General features: G+C 48.5%; 18 protein-coding genes and 1 pseudogene. 10 read left to right on the top strand and 9 right to left on the bottom strand.

The genetic code is table 11. The features are described from left to right. Positions 1-178 precede the first annotated feature (178 nt). Positions 179-667, top strand: a complete 489-nt coding sequence (locus tag HALO_RS15595; protein ID WP_035578044.1) for a pyridoxamine 5'-phosphate oxidase family protein — start codon at positions 179-181, stop codon at positions 665-667. Next, positions 660-1,220, top strand: a complete 561-nt coding sequence (locus HALO_RS15600) for a CAP domain-containing protein (protein ID WP_231896725.1) — start codon at positions 660-662, stop codon at positions 1,218-1,220. The genes HALO_RS15595 and HALO_RS15600 overlap by 8 nt, the downstream gene beginning before the upstream one ends. Positions 1,221-1,242: 22 nt before the next feature. Here HALO_RS15600 and HALO_RS15605 read toward each other — a convergent pair whose 3' ends face one another. Then, a complete protein-coding gene (locus HALO_RS15605) occupies positions 1,243-1,740 on the bottom strand; it encodes a CreA family protein (protein WP_035578040.1) in 498 nt (165 codons plus the stop codon). A gap of 57 nt (positions 1,741-1,797) precedes the next feature. On the opposite strand from HALO_RS15605, the gene HALO_RS23760 reads away from it, so the two are divergent. Continuing rightward, entirely contained in the window at positions 1,798-2,037 is a 240-nt protein-coding gene (locus tag HALO_RS23760) for a tetratricopeptide repeat protein (protein ID WP_050713616.1), read from the top strand. A 420-nt stretch (positions 2,038-2,457) separates the two neighbouring features. On the opposite strand, the gene HALO_RS15615 is transcribed toward HALO_RS23760, so the two are convergent. Both HALO_RS15615 and HALO_RS15620 read right to left on the bottom strand, forming a co-directional pair. Continuing rightward, complete coding sequence (locus HALO_RS15615; protein WP_035583205.1) at positions 2,458-3,108, bottom strand: BON domain-containing protein; 651 nt, start codon at positions 3,106-3,108, stop codon at positions 2,458-2,460. Between the two features lie 104 nt (positions 3,109-3,212). Continuing rightward, a complete protein-coding gene (locus tag HALO_RS15620; RefSeq protein ID WP_035578038.1) occupies positions 3,213-3,713 on the bottom strand; it encodes an Hsp20/alpha crystallin family protein in 501 nt (166 codons plus the stop codon). A 451-nt stretch (positions 3,714-4,164) separates the two neighbouring features. Here HALO_RS15620 and HALO_RS23545 point away from each other — a divergent pair, with 451 nt between their 5' ends. The 3 genes from HALO_RS23545 (at position 4,165) to HALO_RS15635 (ending at position 6,894) form a co-directional block, all read left to right on the top strand. Continuing rightward, positions 4,165-4,299 carry a poly-beta-hydroxybutyrate polymerase N-terminal domain-containing protein gene (locus tag HALO_RS23545; protein ID WP_231896855.1) on the top strand — a complete coding sequence of 45 codons (135 nt, stop codon included), beginning with the start codon at positions 4,165-4,167 and terminating at the stop codon, positions 4,297-4,299. After that, complete coding sequence (locus HALO_RS15630; protein WP_050713617.1) at positions 4,283-5,824, top strand: PHA/PHB synthase family protein; 1,542 nt, start codon at positions 4,283-4,285, stop codon at positions 5,822-5,824. The genes HALO_RS23545 and HALO_RS15630 overlap by 17 nt, the downstream gene beginning before the upstream one ends. A 368-nt stretch (positions 5,825-6,192) precedes the next feature. Beyond that, positions 6,193-6,894, top strand: coding sequence for a helix-turn-helix domain-containing protein (locus tag HALO_RS15635; RefSeq protein WP_050713618.1), 702 nt, complete (start codon positions 6,193-6,195; stop codon positions 6,892-6,894). Between the two features lie 256 nt (positions 6,895-7,150). Here the strand turns inward: HALO_RS15635 and HALO_RS15640 are convergent, their stop codons facing one another. Further along, positions 7,151-9,817, bottom strand: coding sequence for a bifunctional acetate--CoA ligase family protein/GNAT family N-acetyltransferase (locus HALO_RS15640; protein WP_050713619.1), 2,667 nt, complete (start codon positions 9,815-9,817; stop codon positions 7,151-7,153). Positions 9,818-10,080: 263 nt separating this feature from the next. On the opposite strand from HALO_RS15640, the gene HALO_RS15645 reads away from it, so the two are divergent. The 3 genes from HALO_RS15645 to HALO_RS15655 all read left to right on the top strand — a co-directional run bounded on the left by HALO_RS15645 (position 10,081) and on the right by HALO_RS15655 (position 11,431). Further along, on the top strand, positions 10,081-10,455 hold the full coding sequence (locus tag HALO_RS15645) for a hypothetical protein (RefSeq protein ID WP_231896726.1): 375 nt from the start codon (positions 10,081-10,083) through the stop codon (positions 10,453-10,455). Between the two features lie 49 nt (positions 10,456-10,504). Further along, positions 10,505-10,954 carry a hypothetical protein gene (locus tag HALO_RS15650; protein WP_050713620.1) on the top strand — a complete coding sequence of 150 codons (450 nt, stop codon included), beginning with the start codon at positions 10,505-10,507 and terminating at the stop codon, positions 10,952-10,954. A gap of 150 nt (positions 10,955-11,104) precedes the next feature. Further along, entirely contained in the window at positions 11,105-11,431 is a 327-nt protein-coding gene (locus HALO_RS15655) for a TraR/DksA family transcriptional regulator (protein WP_035578032.1), read from the top strand. A 27-nt stretch (positions 11,432-11,458) separates the two neighbouring features. Here the strand turns inward: HALO_RS15655 and HALO_RS15660 are convergent, their stop codons facing one another. The 4 genes from HALO_RS15660 to HALO_RS15675 form a co-directional block, all read right to left on the bottom strand. Then, on the bottom strand, positions 11,459-12,460 hold the full coding sequence (locus HALO_RS15660) for a GGDEF domain-containing protein (RefSeq protein WP_050713621.1): 1,002 nt from the start codon (positions 12,458-12,460) through the stop codon (positions 11,459-11,461). A 66-nt stretch (positions 12,461-12,526) separates the two neighbouring features. Continuing rightward, on the bottom strand, positions 12,527-13,012 hold the full coding sequence (locus HALO_RS15665) for a hypothetical protein (protein ID WP_035578029.1): 486 nt from the start codon (positions 13,010-13,012) through the stop codon (positions 12,527-12,529). Positions 13,013-13,292: 280 nt separating this feature from the next. Beyond that, positions 13,293-13,598, bottom strand: coding sequence for a chaperone modulator CbpM (locus HALO_RS15670; protein WP_035578027.1), 306 nt, complete (start codon positions 13,596-13,598; stop codon positions 13,293-13,295). 3 nt (positions 13,599-13,601) lie between these two features. Continuing rightward, on the bottom strand, positions 13,602-14,543 hold the full coding sequence (locus tag HALO_RS15675; RefSeq protein ID WP_035578025.1) for a DnaJ C-terminal domain-containing protein: 942 nt from the start codon (positions 14,541-14,543) through the stop codon (positions 13,602-13,604). A 331-nt stretch (positions 14,544-14,874) separates the two neighbouring features. On the opposite strand from HALO_RS15675, the pseudogene HALO_RS15685 reads away from it, so the two are divergent. Next, positions 14,875-15,854 (top strand): annotated as a pseudogene (locus HALO_RS15685) (IS30 family transposase). Between the two features lie 170 nt (positions 15,855-16,024). Here HALO_RS15685 and HALO_RS15690 read toward each other — a convergent pair. Then, the gene (locus HALO_RS15690; protein ID WP_050713624.1) at positions 16,025-16,795 is read right to left on the bottom strand and encodes a SapC family protein; all 771 of its coding nucleotides are present in this window, start codon (positions 16,793-16,795) and stop codon (positions 16,025-16,027) included. Positions 16,796-16,863 lie beyond the last annotated feature (68 nt).

The following is a 16,863-nucleotide window of genomic DNA, read 5'->3' on the forward strand; positions in this document are numbered from 1 at the left end:
GATTTTGGTGAGTAACCGCGTGCACATCAAGCAGGATGTTACCTGGCGAGAGGTATGATTATTTAATAGAGCGTTTGCTGATGTCGAAAATGGTAGCTAGGCTGTAGCTAGTCATCTTCGATGTACAAGCATTGTCTATGGCTATTTTTAGTACCGAATTCATATGGAGAGTGAAGCTATGTCCAGCCCGGAACATAAGCAAAAGATCTGGAAGATGATCAAAGATATCAAAGTGGGCATGCTCGTGACGTTGGATAACGACACACCCCGAGCGCGCCCCATGCATCTGGTGCAAGATGAGTACGATGGCACCCTGTGGTTCTTCACCCGCCGCAGTGCCGAAAAGGTATTTGAAACCCAAAGCGACCACGATGTGTGCCTTAGTTTCTCCGACCAGGAAGATGGCGTCTACGTTTCCCTATCGGGCAAAGCCAACCTTACCGATAACCGCGAACTGATCGAGAAATACTGGAATCCTTTCATCGCGGCCTGGTTCCCTGAAGGTAAAGACGACCCAGACGTTGCACTGCTGGAAATTAAAGTGCAGATGGGTGAGCACTGGAAAGCCAAAGAGAGCAAGACGTTCCAGCTTTACGAAATCGCCAAAGCTAACCTCAAACAGGATGCCACCCCGAACCTTGGTGAGAATGAGAAGTTCGGTGGGTAACGTCCTACCCAAGCGCCCCGCTACCGGGGCGCTTTCCAGCCTGATAGTTGTCATGCTCCTGGGTTCAAGCGGCGCTTGGGCCAATGATCAGCCCCCGAGTGACGATGCTATCAGTCAGGATAAGTGCGAACTTACCGACCAACAGCAGGCAATGCTGTCGCTGGTTAACGAAGCGCGTAGCCAAGCACGACAATGCGGCGACCAGCCGTTTGAGGCCGTAGAGTCGTTAGCATGGAGCTGCAAGCTTGAAGCAGCGGCCAAGAGCCACTCCCAGGACATGGCCGAGAATGACTACTTTAGCCATACCGGCCCGGATGGCGCGGGAATTGAGCAACGGGTGGGCAATCAGGATTACGCATGGCAAGCCGTGGGAGAAAATATCGCCGCTGGCCACACCACTGTTTCCGCCGCGGTTGAAGGCTGGCTAGACAGCCCCGGCCACTGCCGCAACATCATGAATGACGCCTTTACCGAGATGGGCATGGCAAAAGCCGAGGGTTCAGAGTCGCGCTACTCAACCTACTGGACACAAACACTCGGCAAACCCCGCTAATCGCCCACAAATCGATTACAGGTCACTCCTCTATTTCACCTTCCCTAATGCCACCATAGTTAACGGCCGTAATTGCATTTTTAGGTGAGCCGTCTACCAGCTTGGTGCTATAGGTCAGGTACACAAAGGTCTGGGTTTCGGCGTCATGCATGCGCACAACGCGCATATTCTTGAAAAGCGCAGAGCGACGTTGGCTAAAAATCACCTCTTGCTCGTCTACTTCTGCAGGGTCGAAGACAATCTCCCCCGTCTGCCGACACGCCACGCTCGCCTCACTGGCTTCCTCAGCCAACCCCACCGCACCGGAAATCCCGCCAATCTGTGAGTAAGAGAGATAACAGGAGATACCCTGAACCTTCGGGTCATCGAAGCGTTCCACTTCAATGGTATTGTTCGGGCCCAGCAGCTTGAACTCGGTACGCACGCTGCCGATATGAGCATCCTGAGCGAATAGCGTGGGCGGCAATAGCGCAACCATAGCAATGAGCAACGTGAGGGCAGCGCGTTTTGGGAAAAGCATGGGTAACTTCCTTGGGATTAGTCAGACTAAGAGACAGGCAAGCGCTAAGGATACATGATGTACAAACTTCCTGGAGAACCATCAGCAGGCAGAATCCCACTTCCCTTTTTACTTCTGAAACGTAATATTGCGCATTATGAGCATGGCTGGGGCGTACCAGAAGACGACGTAGAAGCCACAAGGTGGTTTCGTCTCGCGGCGGTGCAAGGGTATCCAGAGGCACAGTTTGCTCTCGGGGCCCAGTACGAATTTGGGAGGGGCGTAAATCAGGACGATGTAACCGCGTACATGTGTTAAACCATTTTTGAAGCCGACAGTGATAGAACAAATGGAAATAAAACAGATTTCGCCGAAATAATGACAGACGAAGACATAGCTGAAGCTGAACGGCGTGCAAGTGTGTGCATGTCCTCCAACTATCAACCAGGTTGTGAATAGAGTACTACTGGCAACATTGAGCCTAAAGAGAGTGGATTCACAGACGTTATACTAATTAATACTGTGGCACTCTGTTTTATCGGCGAACATGGCAGCAGCATTGAGGAATACAACACGCTAACGCCCTACTCAAAGTCGGGGCGCTCATAACTCCAGCGTCACCATCAATCTACCCACCACCCCCGCTACATTTCAGAAAAGGGAAGCCACAAAGGCAAAGGGTCGTCGAAAGCATCCCTGGGATTCGACGACCCTTCACCCTTCTCAACAGCCAACGCATTAAGCTTTTATATTATCTGTAACCTTCCAAACACCGGGTGAGTTCCAGACCGCATTATGTATTAAGCTTTTTTCGGCGAGGCTGTGTACCTTTCCACTCAGTGTTACATCATGATCATGCACTTCTACTTTGATGGCGTTAGCATCCTGAACAGCCCTACGTTTCAGTGAGGCTTCAATATCGGCCTTGACAGCCGCCGCTGTCGGCTTAGGTTTTAGAATGATTTGATTGCTAACACCGGTAACACCGGCCAGGTAACGAATAGAACTAGCAGCCAAACGGCGTTGATACTCCCAGGGAACTTCGCCAGTCAGCGTCACCCAACCATCCTCGACCATTACTTTCAACGGATCATTGGGTATAAATACATTCCACTCCAGCGTGTTCTTCACCGCTCGTGCGATATCGGCATCGGTACGCTGATTACTTCCTGGCAACTTCACGTCAATTTCTACCGCAACCCCCTTCACACCGCTGACTCTCTGTGCTGCGGTTTCTGCATGCCACTTCTCCGCATAGCTATCGACATGCCCAGCCAATGTCACAATGCCGTCTTTCACCTCCACTCCAATATCTGTAGCGCGAACGGAAGGTTCCCATTTGAGTTCAGCAAGCACATCTTGCTGAATTTGAGTATCTGACTTAAACATGTCTACATCTCCCTTAAACGCATGAGTGATCTTTAGGCACATAACATACACTTTCAGTTAGCACCTCATTACATATCAACAATTGCTTACCTGCCTTAGTTGACTCATTTAACTTCTAACTTGCGTCGCGAAGTCTTTTTCGTTTTTGGCAGAGTAATTGTTAAGATACCATCCTTAAACTTAGCGTCAGCATTTTGTGCATCCACCTCAGCTGGCAAAGCCACGGTCCTAGAAAAAGAGCCTTGCCATATTTCCGAATAAAAATATTCATCCTTTTTTTCTTCGGTCTCACCAGAGCGATGCCCTTTTAACGTTACCGCATGCTCAGTGACTTCAACCTCTAATTCTTTTCGATCAATTCCGGTAATTTCAGCGCGTACTATGATCTCTTTTTCGCGATCAATAATATCAACCTTAGGATTGCGTTGAGAGAACAATCCCAACCGCTCTTTGACTGAATCGTCTTTAAAGAAAGGCTTCATCCAACTGCGTTCAAAAAACCCTTCCATCATTCGGTCAAACTCCTCCAGGGGACTCAATGCACGGCTAGAAGTCTGGGTATCGTTTTTACCCTCTACTGAAGACTTGATGGCTGTCTTGCTCATGTTATCACTCCTTTTTAGGACCCTTATAATAAGAAATACAAATATATTACTTACCTTAGTTTTGATAGCTTTTCCCAATGGTTATAAAAACCACTTGGTTAGTTATAGCTTAACTTTGCATGGAGAGTAGATTATTGGGATCATTAAAAAGTGTTAACATACGTAAATTTTGACCTATGTCAAAATAAAGCATCATATTCAAAAAACTATTTTAAAATATTAAAAAAACCATCTAAACCTCTTAACAGTTTCTCTTAGCCACATGCAAAATTTGTAACTTAAGTATTCATCGTTAACAGCCACACTGGCGAGGAAAAGGTCACTGAGTCTAAATAGGTATTAATAAAGCTATTTTAATAACCCTTTGTGAGGCATGAGATATATGTTTTTCGGAAATTCTCAGCATCAAGATTTTGATAGACTAGTGCGTGCCTCACTGGCGGGGATGACAATGGGTATTTCCCCTATGTCGGTTATGCTTACATATTTGGACTGGTTATCCAGCATGGTACTATCTCCAGGAACCCAGGCTCATTTGCTACAAAAAGCCTTAAAAAAAACAGCTGCGCTTGTTTTCTTGGGCTAGCCACTCGGCTTTTGATCCCAATGCTGCCCCTTGTATTACCCCCTTACCTCAGGATCGTCGTTTTCGCGACCCTAGCTGGCGCAGCTACCCTTACAATGTGCTTTATCAAAGTTTCTTATTGCAACAGCAGTGGTGGTATAACGCCACAACAGGCTTACGCGGCCTCTCACCTCATCACGAACAAGCCTTAGAGTTCGGGGCTCGGCAATGGCTTGATGTGCTGTCGCCCTCCAACTACCTGCTGACCAACCCTGTCGTATTAAACAAAACTTTCTTCAGCGGCGGAGCCAATCTGCTTCAGGGAATGCAACACTACTATGAAGATATTCAGAACCATTTACTCGGCAAACCTCCCGTTGGCACCGACACTTATGTAGTAGGAAAGGATGTGGCGATCACACCTGGCAAGGTCGTTTACCGCAACCATTTGATCGAGCTTATTCAGTACACGCCTACGACCGACAAAGTGCATGCCATACCTACGCTGATAGTGCCTGCTTGGATCATGAAGTATTACATTCTTGACCTCTCACCACATAATTCGCTAGTCAAGTATCTGGTTGATCATGGGCAAACCGTGTTTATGATTTCCTGGCGTAACCCTACCGCCGAGGATCGTGATATCGGCATGGATGACTATCGCCAGCAAGGTATTCTCGCGAGTCTCGACACCATCGCGCAATTAATGCCCAATCAGAAGATACATGGCGTTGGCTACTGTTTAGGCGGAACGCTATTAGCTATCACTGCTGCGGCTATGGCTCGAAATAAAGATGATCGCTTAGCATCCATGACACTTTTGGCTGCACAAACCGATTTTCGGGAAGCTGGTGAGCTCATGCTATTTATCGATGATAAGCAACTCGCTTTCCTTGAGGATATGATGTGGGCTCAGGGCATTCTTGATACCAAGCAAATGTCGGGAGTATTTCAGATCCTTCGGTCTAACGATTTAATATGGTCTCGAATGATAAATGAATACCTGCTAGGCACACGACAACCCGTAAACGACTTAATGGCCTGGAACACAGATGCAACGCGCATGCCCTACCGTATGCATTCTGAATACCTGCGCAACCTATTTTTAAATAACGATTTAGCCGAAGGTCGCTTGCGGGTGGATGACCGCCCAGTAGCGCTTAGCGATATACAGGTGCCGATCTTCTGTGTCGGCACCGAATGGGATCACGTTGCACCTTGGCGATCCACTTACAGGCTGAACTTGCTTTCTGATGCACCTGAAACCACTTTCCTACTCACCAGCGGTGGCCATAATGCGGGGATTATTAGCCCTCCAGAGCACTCTCATCGGCACTACCGAATGACAGTGGCGCATGAAAACGATAGTTATATTGACCCTGACACTTGGCTAGAGAGCACAACTATACAGCCAGGCTCCTGGTGGAAGGAGTGGCAAATCTGGCTGGAGAAACACTCAGGGCCTCTGGTTAGCAAGCCAGCTCTGGGTTCAAGCGACTACCCGCCATTAGAAGATGCACCGGGGAGCTATGTGAAGCAGCCATGAACAAGGTTTTCTTTTCGGCGAGATAAATTGGACACCAGTTCGCCAGCGAAACGCGAAGACTAAATAAACTGGCAAAAAAGCACCTTCAGGATGCTAACTAATATTGATGGCACCTCCCCCTCTTTCCTAACCTAAAAATCATCTTACAAGTCATTTTGTTACTGACATAGGCTTTAAATATAAAAATAACTAGCTTTTATCACTGTATAACTCACAACATCTGCTACGCTTAACTTCCCCAACGTCTAAAAAAACCAAAAACCACATAACTATCTGAATTATAATACTTTCAAGAGAACCTTCTTTAAAAATCGTTCGTGGCTCATAGAGTTACACAAAAATTTTATTGGGGAACCTAGGATAAACGTATGGAGAAGTCAACTGGTTTGGATAAGCCATATGTCGAACAAGGAGTGCTTTACAGTCATTCCTCTCTCTTATTTGTACAAGAATTGAAAAACCTGTCTCAATACATATTAACTTTGCGTAGAAAAAACACACTATTATACCAAGGAGATCCTTTTCAAGGCTTATACATCGTGCAATGTGGCATGCTAAAACAAATGCTTCAGTCTAAAAACGACAATGAGCAGCTCACACACTTTTTTCTACCTGGCGAAATTATTGGCCTAGATGCTATTGGCGAGGGATTTTATGCAGGCACCGTGATTGCCATTGAAACATCAGGCTTACTGCACATTCCCTTTAGACGAATTGAAGAGTTTCCCAACCTTCAAGCTAGCCATATGCAATTGCTGCGCTGTTTGAGTCGGGCTATGAGCCTAGAGCACTCACGAATGTGGCAAATGATTAGCCAGCCTGCAGACGTCAGATTAGCCTGTTTTTTTGCTGCAATGTCGAGGAGTTTTTTTGCTCGGGGCTATTCGCCCTACTCTTTCAGGCTTGCCATGTCACGACATGAAATGGCCGATTATCTCTGTATGGCAGTAGAGACGCTCAGTCGCCTCATCAGCCGCTTTCAGCAACAAGAAATATTAACAGCACGTGGTCATGAGTACTGCATAGTAAACCCTGATGCATTAGCGTCTATAGTTGTAAAAAGGAAGTGAATTTATCGCAGACGACATTCTCCTAAGCGACCGTTTCTATCTTAGGAACAGGCGCGCTCTATCGCTCTCCTTTTACACAGTACGCATTATAATAAAAAACAACATCTTGGCCATCTCGTTTCCTCAACTTAAACACACTTTTATCGCCATTGGCCATGCGAAAGGCTTAACCATCCGCCAGACAGGAAAAGCAGTGAGCAAGCCTTGCTGTGCTGGCCTGACAGCGCATAACATTCGGTTCGGCGACGAGTTCCCATTACAGATTTAGCACGACGGTGACGCTATCCGCCTGATGATCCGTTGGCATCACCAGAAATCCAAACTCTTTTACCATCTTGAGCATTGGGTGATTCTCGCGCAGCACATCCGCAAATAGCTGCTTAATCGCGTTCATGCGGGCAAAATCAATAATCTGCTGCATAAGGCTATAACCCAGTCCGGTTCCTTTAAAATCACTACGCACCATGACCGCAAACTCCGCTTTCTCTTTATCGGGATCGGCAGACAGGCGCACTACCCCCACAATCTCGTCGCAGCCAGAAGGTATCGCTACAAAAGCCATTTCCCGGTCGTAGTCTATCTGGGTTAGTCGCGCCGCAAAGGCATGGTCGAACTTTTTGATGGCTGCAAAGAAGCGCAATCGCACATCACTGGGAGAGGAATGGCCCAGCATGTTGACCAGCGCCGCTTCGTCTTCGGGGCGKATGGGACGCAAGAAATAGGCTTGGCCACTGCGTGTCGTGATTGTTTGGGCGAGCTGCTTGGGATAAGGGCGGATGGCCATTGGCAGCCGTTGTTGCTGACCGGATCTAATCACGATGCGCGCATCCAAAGCCATCACACCAGAAGCGTCAGCCAACAGCGGGTTGATATCAAGTTCGACTACGCGTTCCAAGTCGCTGGCCAGTTGCGACAATTTTATAAGCGTGAGCGTGATCGCATCCAAATCAGCTGCTGGACGATCACGATAGCCTTGCAACATACGCGATATGCGTGTCGATCTGATCATATCTTGAGCCAGCAGTGAGTTAAGCGGGGGTAAGCCAACCACGCGATCACCAATGACTTCAACGGCTTTACCCCCCTGCCCAAACAGAATAATGGGGCCAAAAACGCGGTCTTCAGCGACGCCTAGAATGAGCTCATGCGCACCTGGACGACGAATCATCGGTTGCACATTGAAACCATCGACCCGTGCCGAGGGGGCCTCCTGATGGACTACCCTAAGCATATTCTCGGCCGCCAGATACACGGCCTCGGACGAAGCCAAGTTTAATTGCACACCCCCGACATCAGACTTGTGAGAAATATCGCGCGACAAAATTTTCAGCACGACCGGGAAGCCCAGCTGCTCTGCTACGTGACAGGCCTCCTCCGGCGTGCGAGCCAACATGGCCGGCACCGTAGGTATGCCATAGGCAGCCAAGACAGCTGATGCTTCGGGCTCCGTCAGTACGCTGCGGCCCTCATCAGTAACACGATCAATAATCGCGTTCGCGCTAGCCATATCGATGGTAATGAGATCGGAAACAGCCGCAGGCGTCTCCATAAGGGCCCGCTGATTGCGCCAGTAGCTGGAGAGGTGCAAAAAGGCACGAACCGCCTGCTCCGGCGTGCCATATGAGGGAATACGTTTCTCCGCAAACAGTCGTCGGGCTTCTGCGGGCGCGCCTTCGCCGAGCCAACAGGTCAAAACGGGTAGCCGATGTTTCTCAAGTGTCGTCATTACCGTTTGAGCAGCATCCAGGCTGTCGGTAACCGCTACTGGGCAATTAATAACGAAGAGTGCATCAGCACCGCGTTCATCAAGCAGTACGTCAAGCGCCTCAGCATAGCGTTGGCCCAACGCATCGCCGAGAATATCAACGGGATTAGCGTGTGACCAAGCCTTGGGTAACACGGCATTCAAACGCGCCAAGGTCGCCTCGGAGAGCTCTGCCAAGTGGCCGCCCAAATCGATCAATTCATCCACGGCTAACACACCGACTCCACCACCGTTGGTGAGTATAGCCAGCCGATCTCCCTGCACGCGGATGCCCGTGGCGAGCGTTCCTGCCGCCTGAAATAGCTCATCTAGGGTTTTCACCCGAAGCATTCCCGCACGCCTAAAGGCAGCGTCATAGATAGCATCGGATCCCGCCAGAGCCCCAGTATGCGAAAGCGCCGCTTTGGCACCTGCATCGCTACGGCCGGCTTTCACCACGACGACCGGCTTGTTTCGTGAAGCCATGCGCGCCGCCGACAAGAATTTACGTGCGTCGGAAATGGCCTCGACGTAGAGCAGAATGGAATGCGTTTTTGGGTCAAGCGCCAGGAAGTCGAGCAMATCGCCAAAATCAACATCGCTCATTGCGCCTAGCGAAATAATATACGAGAAGCCGATACCTCGCGCTGACGCCCAGTCGAGCATCGATGTTGCCACAGCCCCCGACTGGGTAACGAAAGCGATATCGCCCTTCAAGGGGGTAAGATGAGCGAAACTGGCATTGATACCCTTGTGAGGAGCCAAAACACCCAAACAGTTGGGCCCTACAATACGCATTAGATAAGGTCGTGCCGCCTCGAGCATTGCCTGCTGGAGCGCCTTTCCATCTGACTGCTCTCCTTCGCCAAAGCCTGCGGTGATAACCACCGCCGCACGACAGCCCTGCTCACCAAGTTCCTTTATCAGGCCCGGAACGCTCTCCGGCGGGGTTGCGATGATCGCCAGATCAGGAGTGAGCGGCAATTCACTAACAGAGTGGTAGTTTAGGGTTGATCGAATGGCACGCTCACTAGGGTTGACGGTGAGCACCGGCCCTGCAAAACCAGCACTGAGTAAATTTCGTGCCAACACGGCACCCACCGACCCAGGCTGGTTGCTAGCACCAATGAGCGCAATTGTTTCAGGAGAGAACAGTACATCTAAATTGCGAATCGACATCTAACATCTCCGATCATGGTGGGATTTCGGGACGCCTCACATCGTGTTTAAAGTCACCTGAACCAAGTAAATTGAAGCTCGCACTGGCCTTGAGCGAGAAATGACGTGGACTACTCATTGTATGACGCTACTTTTTGCAGTAACTGTTTATTAACTTATTAACAGCAAAAATATTGATCTACAACATCAAAGCATTGATTAATGGGTAAGCCAAGGGGCCTATTTGCTTCTATACTTCCTTTTAGTCCTTAGGAGGTAAAAAAATGACAACCATGACAACTTTACAATCAAAACACCCCAAAAAGGCTTTGAACGCATTCAATTATGATAACGTTTTTATATGGTGGTACCAGCCCTGGATGACAACCAATGGCTCGGCTGCCAAGKTACAGGGTATTTTGTTTGATTCCCTCAATGATACCATGCGCCATGAACTCGAACTGTTTTCGACCATGGCCGATTCTTATAGCAAGCTAACGAGCTGTCTACTTGGGCTTGAAGGAATACAGACACCGCTATCGATGGCGTCTTGCTACCATAAAGTAGCGAGTGACATGGCTGACGTAACCATGAGGCGAATGCATAAGGTGTCTGAGCTTAACGAAGACTTCAAAGAACTTCTCTGGTGCGAAATATAGCACACCGAAAACCTACAAAAATAAAACTCTAACCAAAGCTGGATAGACAATGTCAGTCGAAACTATTCAACAAATGTTGAAGATGACGCGTTTATTACACACCAACTTAGCTTATAGCTTAAACAAAGCATCCCTTTCAACAAAAAAAGAAAAAGTGCGCATGCTGCTTGATTACCTATCACTGCATGAAAAAGAGCTGAGTCGTGTCTTGGCGCTGAGTGAGCAAGATGCTCAATCAGCTGCTATTCACACATGGTGTGKTGAGCACTTCGACAAGAACTTTATCACACTCGAAAATATTGATTACAGCAACATGACCTTCGCAGAAATCATGTGCTCAATCGTAACAATACATAACAAGATCATTGAGCTTTATCGCTATTTGGCGCTGCGTGCAGAAACAGTAGTTGCAAATGAGCTACTTAACAACCTCCTCACTCTTGAACAGCATGAAGCAATGCGCATGGTTCGTGACGCGCAAGAGCTTGAAGATCTTTAGCGCTCTAACTAAAGGCACTCACGAGGTTTAACAATTACCAAAGCCCACCTTGCATTCAAATACTTTCTAGCCGTAGAGACTGAACATTAGACCATTATGCTAAATAAAGAGCGCTTCATTTTACTTTTTATCAAGCACTGAGGGTGTACCATGATTGCAAATGACAGAAGAATACAGCTTGTGGAGCTCCGAGTAGAATTACTCGAACGTATACAACGCTACGAAGCACATCAGCACCAGCGAAGTGGTGCCTTAGATAAAGATTTGGAAGAACAGGCGCTTGAAATTCAGAGTGATGATGTCGTCGACCTTTTGGAAAATGAAGCACGTGCAAAGCTTACGCAAATTGAAAAAGCCCTCACTCGTATTGACGCCAACGTGGGAGAGCTCTGTGAGGTGTGTGGCGGAGTGATCGATATTCACCGCCTCCAGGCCTTACCTTACGCGACACGTTGCAATGAGTGCGCTATTCCATAAAGTGATGCGCTATTAATTCAGTAATCATCAGGCTGTGAGAGCAAAAGAAGTACATTCGATGCGGTTACGGCCGTTTCGCTTGGCATTCAATAGCAAGTGATCGGCACGGTTAATCAAATTATCAATGCAGCGATCATTCAGTTCAAGCGTGGCGATGCCAATGCTAACAGACAGCCTGGCGCTCTGCAGAGTGTTACTCAGTCGCTCTGCTATAACCTGGGCGCCTTGGATATCTGTTTCAGGTAATATGATGATAAATTCGTCCCCACCATAACGACCCAATAAATCCCAATCGCGCACCGTGGAACGCATCGCATGGGCTAAAGTTTTCAGCATATGATCACCCGCCGCGTGCCCCTGCTCATCATTGATAGTCTTGAAGTGGTCAATATCCAACATCATCACACAGAGCGATAAGCCATAACGAGCAGCCCGCTTGAACTCAGTGTTAGCCAAATCAAGGAGATGGCGTCGATTATACGTTTCAGTGAGGCCATCATGGGTAGCCAGGTAGGTCAGGTGCAAATTCGTAGCCACCAACTCAGCGGTGCGCTCTATCACCCGGCGTTCCACTTCTTGCTCGGAGTATTTCGCAACCTGCGTAATGTTGGTCATATTTGAGCTCAACACGATGCAGAGTAGATGCGACACTACCCCTGGTTGGTGCATGACAGGAAATAGAAGCAGCTTAAAGCTATGCTGGTCCCCCCCTTTGTTGAAGCAACCATCCGCCACTTCAAAATGAACAGGCACTTCCCCTTTAACACAGCGTGTGCAGTTTACGATCAACTCCTCGGCTAGGGGTGATGGAAGTAGATTTCTGAAAGGTTTACCCACACTTATTAGATGGTTGCTAAATTCAGCAGATTGCAGATGCTTAATCTCTTCAATAATATAGTGATTTCGCTCAGTAACACGAACGATTATCATCTCTTTAGGAAAACACTCCCAAAGGCTTTTTGCCACTAAATTCAAATCGCTATTAAGACAGCTAAAAAAATCCGGTTTATTACATACTGAAGTAAGCATGAACACACCTCAATGATATGAGCACATATATGTACAACACACTACTTCGGCTTTGACTACGACAAGCTACTTATAAAAACCTATAGCCCGTTGTTCGCGACACTCCTGTATGACGCGAAACTCATTATTTTTCTGCGTTACGAAGTCGAATAAGGTATTGTGTAACTCAGGAGTGGCATTAGTTTCTAGCAGCCAGCAAAAAAATGTCCATGACACTTCAGCAGCTTCTTCAGCTTTGGCGAGGATTTGATGCCCTATTTGATCGTCCACAACAAAAAAATGCTGTTCTTTTGTATTGAGCAAATGTATGTTCCCTTTTTGCTCAGTATTAATGCAAGCGCCAAGCTCCATTTTCCTAGCCACTTCTTGCAAATTGCAAAGGCGATGCATGCACTCCATGCTAATTGCGGTCATCAAACGACTAACCGATGAATCAAAAGGTAGGAAGGTAAGTGCTAGCCATCGATACCGTTTTAGCTCAGAAGCTTCATTAGAATAGGCTAAATTCAACTGTTCTTGAGGTAGAAGAGAAAGAGCTGCCAAGTTATTCATGATAACGAACCTTTGGGCAATAAAAAAAGGATCAGAGCGGGGCCCACAGGTGCATACTAGAGCATGATAAAGCCTACTTTCCTTGATATTCGTCAATTTTTATAGCGCAATTAAAAATATACAAAAAACGAATTAACAAGCTAATCCACTAACGCTAAGTTATTTTTAATAAAATTAACATTATTTAATAAAAGCTAATATTGAAATTCCGTATAAACAAAAGCACTAAACTACACAGGTAAAACCTTTATTAAAAAACACCTCATTGGGTAGTGTATTTTCAAAGCCCAGCAGCGCGCAATCTATCTTTTAGTCGCTGGTTTTCCTCAATTAAATCGGTCGTCAATGCGGCAAGTTCGGGTGCAGCCTCAAAATCGCGCTCCAACTGGTACATCCGCCGAGCACGTATCAGATCTTGACTGGTGAAGCGCCAGCTCGCCACATAAGGGGAACCATCAGCCAATAACCCGCTCTCAATACGCTCGATGACCCAGTCGGTTTCCACTGAGCAGGCACGCGCCAACTCATCAAGTGTCAGGGTCGCCTCATCAATCAAATCACCGCTAATAATAGCTCGCTGTACCATGGCTTAGCCTCCCTTCCGTTGGCGCGGATCAAAAGCCAGTTCCCGCGCCATGGTTTCATAGAGCTCCCGTGCCTTATAGCTATCGGCCGGGGGCAGTACGACCTCTAATTCCACATACAGATCACCCGGCTCAGGCCCGGGAATACCACGCCCCTTCAAGCGCAACCGACGCCCTGATTGAGAGCCAGCAGGCACCTTCAATTTCACGACCCCAGAAGGGGTGGGAGTTTCAATGCTGGCTCCTAACGCAGCCTCCCAGGGCGTTACCGGTACTGTCTGATGCACATCACGCCCTTCAACACGGTAACGCGAGTGGGGGGTAAAGCGAATCTCAAGGAACAGATCCCCCGGAGGCCCCCCGCCCACACCGGGGCTCCCCTGCCCCGTGAGACGGATATGCTGGCCGGTTTTAACGCCCTTGGGAATTCTTACGCTAAGGGTATGTTCCCTGGAACTGACGCGGCCTTGGGCATCGGCCTGTGGCACAAGCAGCGTGATCGACCGGGTAGCCCCGAAGTAGGCATCCTTGAGATCAATAACAACTTTCGCGTGACGGTCTTCGCCGCGCATTTGATAGCCGCCGGCGCCTCTTCTTGGGCGACGTGCATGGCCGAAAATATTCGCAAAGAAATCACTGAATTCACCGAGGTCAGCCTCCTCGAAGCCACGGCCGCTGAACTCAAAACCTGCATCCCAGTCCGGAGGGGGATGGAAATCCTGGCCMGAGTGATACTGCTCAGCCAGTTGGTCATAGGCGAGACGCTTCTCGGGATCAGACAGCACTGCCTTGGCCTCATTGATTTCCTGCATGCGCTGCTCGGCATCTGGCTCTTTGCTCACATCGGGATGAAACTTGCGAGCCAGCTTGCGGTAGGCTTTTTTAATCTCCTCGGACGTTGCGGTCTTCTTCACGCCGAGCATCTGATAATAATCCTTAAACTCCACGTTGAGAGCCTCCCGCAGTCGGAATGGGCTCCAGGCATTGTTCCGCCAAGTATCCCGGGTAACAAGCAGTAAATGACTTAAGGATAGTCGAGGCTCACGTCGCATGCCTGTAAGTTGGACATCTATTGATACCCAATTTAGAACATCAGAATTAAAGCCGTAGGCCCTTTAAGCAACCGTGGAGACGCCTGGCGTTGGCACACCACTTGCGGGTGCGACACTAGCACCTCCTGGATTCATAGAATAAGCGCAGCACTTTGGATCACAAGGTAGAGGCAGGAGGGCCAGCGCCAGTACCCTCTCTGCCTTACCTACCAAAGTGAAGCAGAGCATGGGATACCGACAACTGACCCAAGTCCAACGATACCAAATTTTTGCCTATCTTGAGACCGGCATCAGCCAGCGACAGATCGCCAAGGCCATTGGTGTCCACAGCAGCACCATTAGCCGCGAGATAAAACATAACGGTCTGCCCCGTGGTTATCCCAATTGGCAAGTGATCAGCGCCGACGCACTGCCTGGAAAGTGACTAAACGACTACCAAGCCTGGTTCGCTGGGTCACTGGCCAATTGATGGACGAATGGAGTCCTCAACAAATCAGTGGTTTTATGGCCAATGCCAACGGAGTCTGCGTAAGCCATGAGTGGATCTATGCGTTAATCTGGGACGACAAGAAGCACGGTGGAACCTTATGGAAACGGCTCCAGCTGTCACGCCAGCGGCGCTATCAGCGCCAATTGGCTAAGCGGGCGGGGTTAGGCAAAATCCCGCACCGAGTAGGCATCGAGCAGCGCCCTGCCAAGTTGGAAGAACGTCGCCATATCGGACATTGGGAAGGCGACACGGTGCTTAAGGGCCACAAAGAATCCGGGCTGGTGACCCTGGTCGAAAGACGCAGKGGCTACCTCTTGACAGCGCGGCTGCCAACAATCACCGCCACTAGAACGGCACAGGCGATGACGCGGTTATTGGCACCACGCCGAGGGGCAGTGCACACCATCACTTTGGATAATGGGTCGGAATTCGCCGAGCATCGGAAGGTTGCCAAGTCCGTCTCGGCCAAGACCTATTTTTGCGACCCGTACCGCTCATGCCAGCGTGGTACTAATGAAAACACCAATGGTCTGATTAGGCAGTATTTTCCTAAAGGTACTGACTTCCGCAAAGTGACCAATGCCGAGCTACGAAGAGTCGTCAATAAGCTAAACGATAGACCAAGAAAACGGCTGGGATACCGAACCCCAGCCCAGGTGTTCTTAGGTGAATACTCAGGAGCACTAGAAACCGCAGGTGCTGCACTTATTAGTTGAATTCAGGATAATAGTCAGTCGAGCGATGATCAAGCCTAGAGGATACGTTAATCCAGGAGAAAGCTCAGCGATTATCAAATTACAGGGACACATTAACTAAGTGCTATTTATTGTTACGAGGTGCTGAATTCGATGCTCGATAGAATGAAGCCAACAACTACGTAATAAAATCAAAATTTAAACTCATCTCCGTCTTCGTAAAATAGATCAATATCATTTTCAAGCTGTGACTGTTTAGCCTGCTCTTGCGCATGGAATTTCACTCGTTCTGTTAACTGAATTACTTGACTCATTGAGAATAGTTGAGCGTAGGCTAACGGCAAGGCACCACGGCGATGTAAATCAGCTAACGTTCCTTCTCCTAATTGGTTCAGAGCTTGCTGATTAATACAATGTAAACCCTGCATATGCAGTGACGCCTGCTTGTCACCCCAGGTCAGCTGTAGAGGCCAAGGCTCGATTAGGCCTGCTTCACTTAACACTTGGCAGGCAGCAGTCGTTAAGTGTCGGTTACACTCGCTTTGTTTGAGAAAACTCAGTGTTAGTTCGACTTGATTAGCAAGATTTCCCTTCCCTCCAAAAAGTGGCTCGGCGCTCAAATCGTCAGTGAGGTGCTGCCGTTCTATGCAGAATACTTTTTTATTCGTCTCGGCCTTTGCCAAGGTAAACGGATACTCTCGCAGCGACGCGGGCACGTAATCACCCAGCCAACGACCATCGCGATGCAAATACAAGTTGCATTCGTTAAATCCCAGTACTGCTACTGGGTGATAACCCTCATTCTGGTAAATAAAGCCCAATACATAATGGGGTACCAGACTGGCTAGCTCTTCCAGAAGAATGGGAGCCAAGTGATATTCTGCAGAAAAGAAATAGCCTTGACGTGACCAGAATCGTTTATTGACATGCTGAGTACGTGATATGGCGATCCATTCAAGCATGAGTGCACCTACTGTTCTTCAAAAAAAAGGGGCTGGTGAAACCAGCCCCTCATGCTACTAAGCTACTA

Source organism: Halomonas sp. R57-5, from assembly GCF_900070345.1.
In the GTDB taxonomy this organism is placed as follows: domain Bacteria; phylum Pseudomonadota; class Gammaproteobacteria; order Pseudomonadales; family Halomonadaceae; genus Vreelandella; species Vreelandella ventosae_B.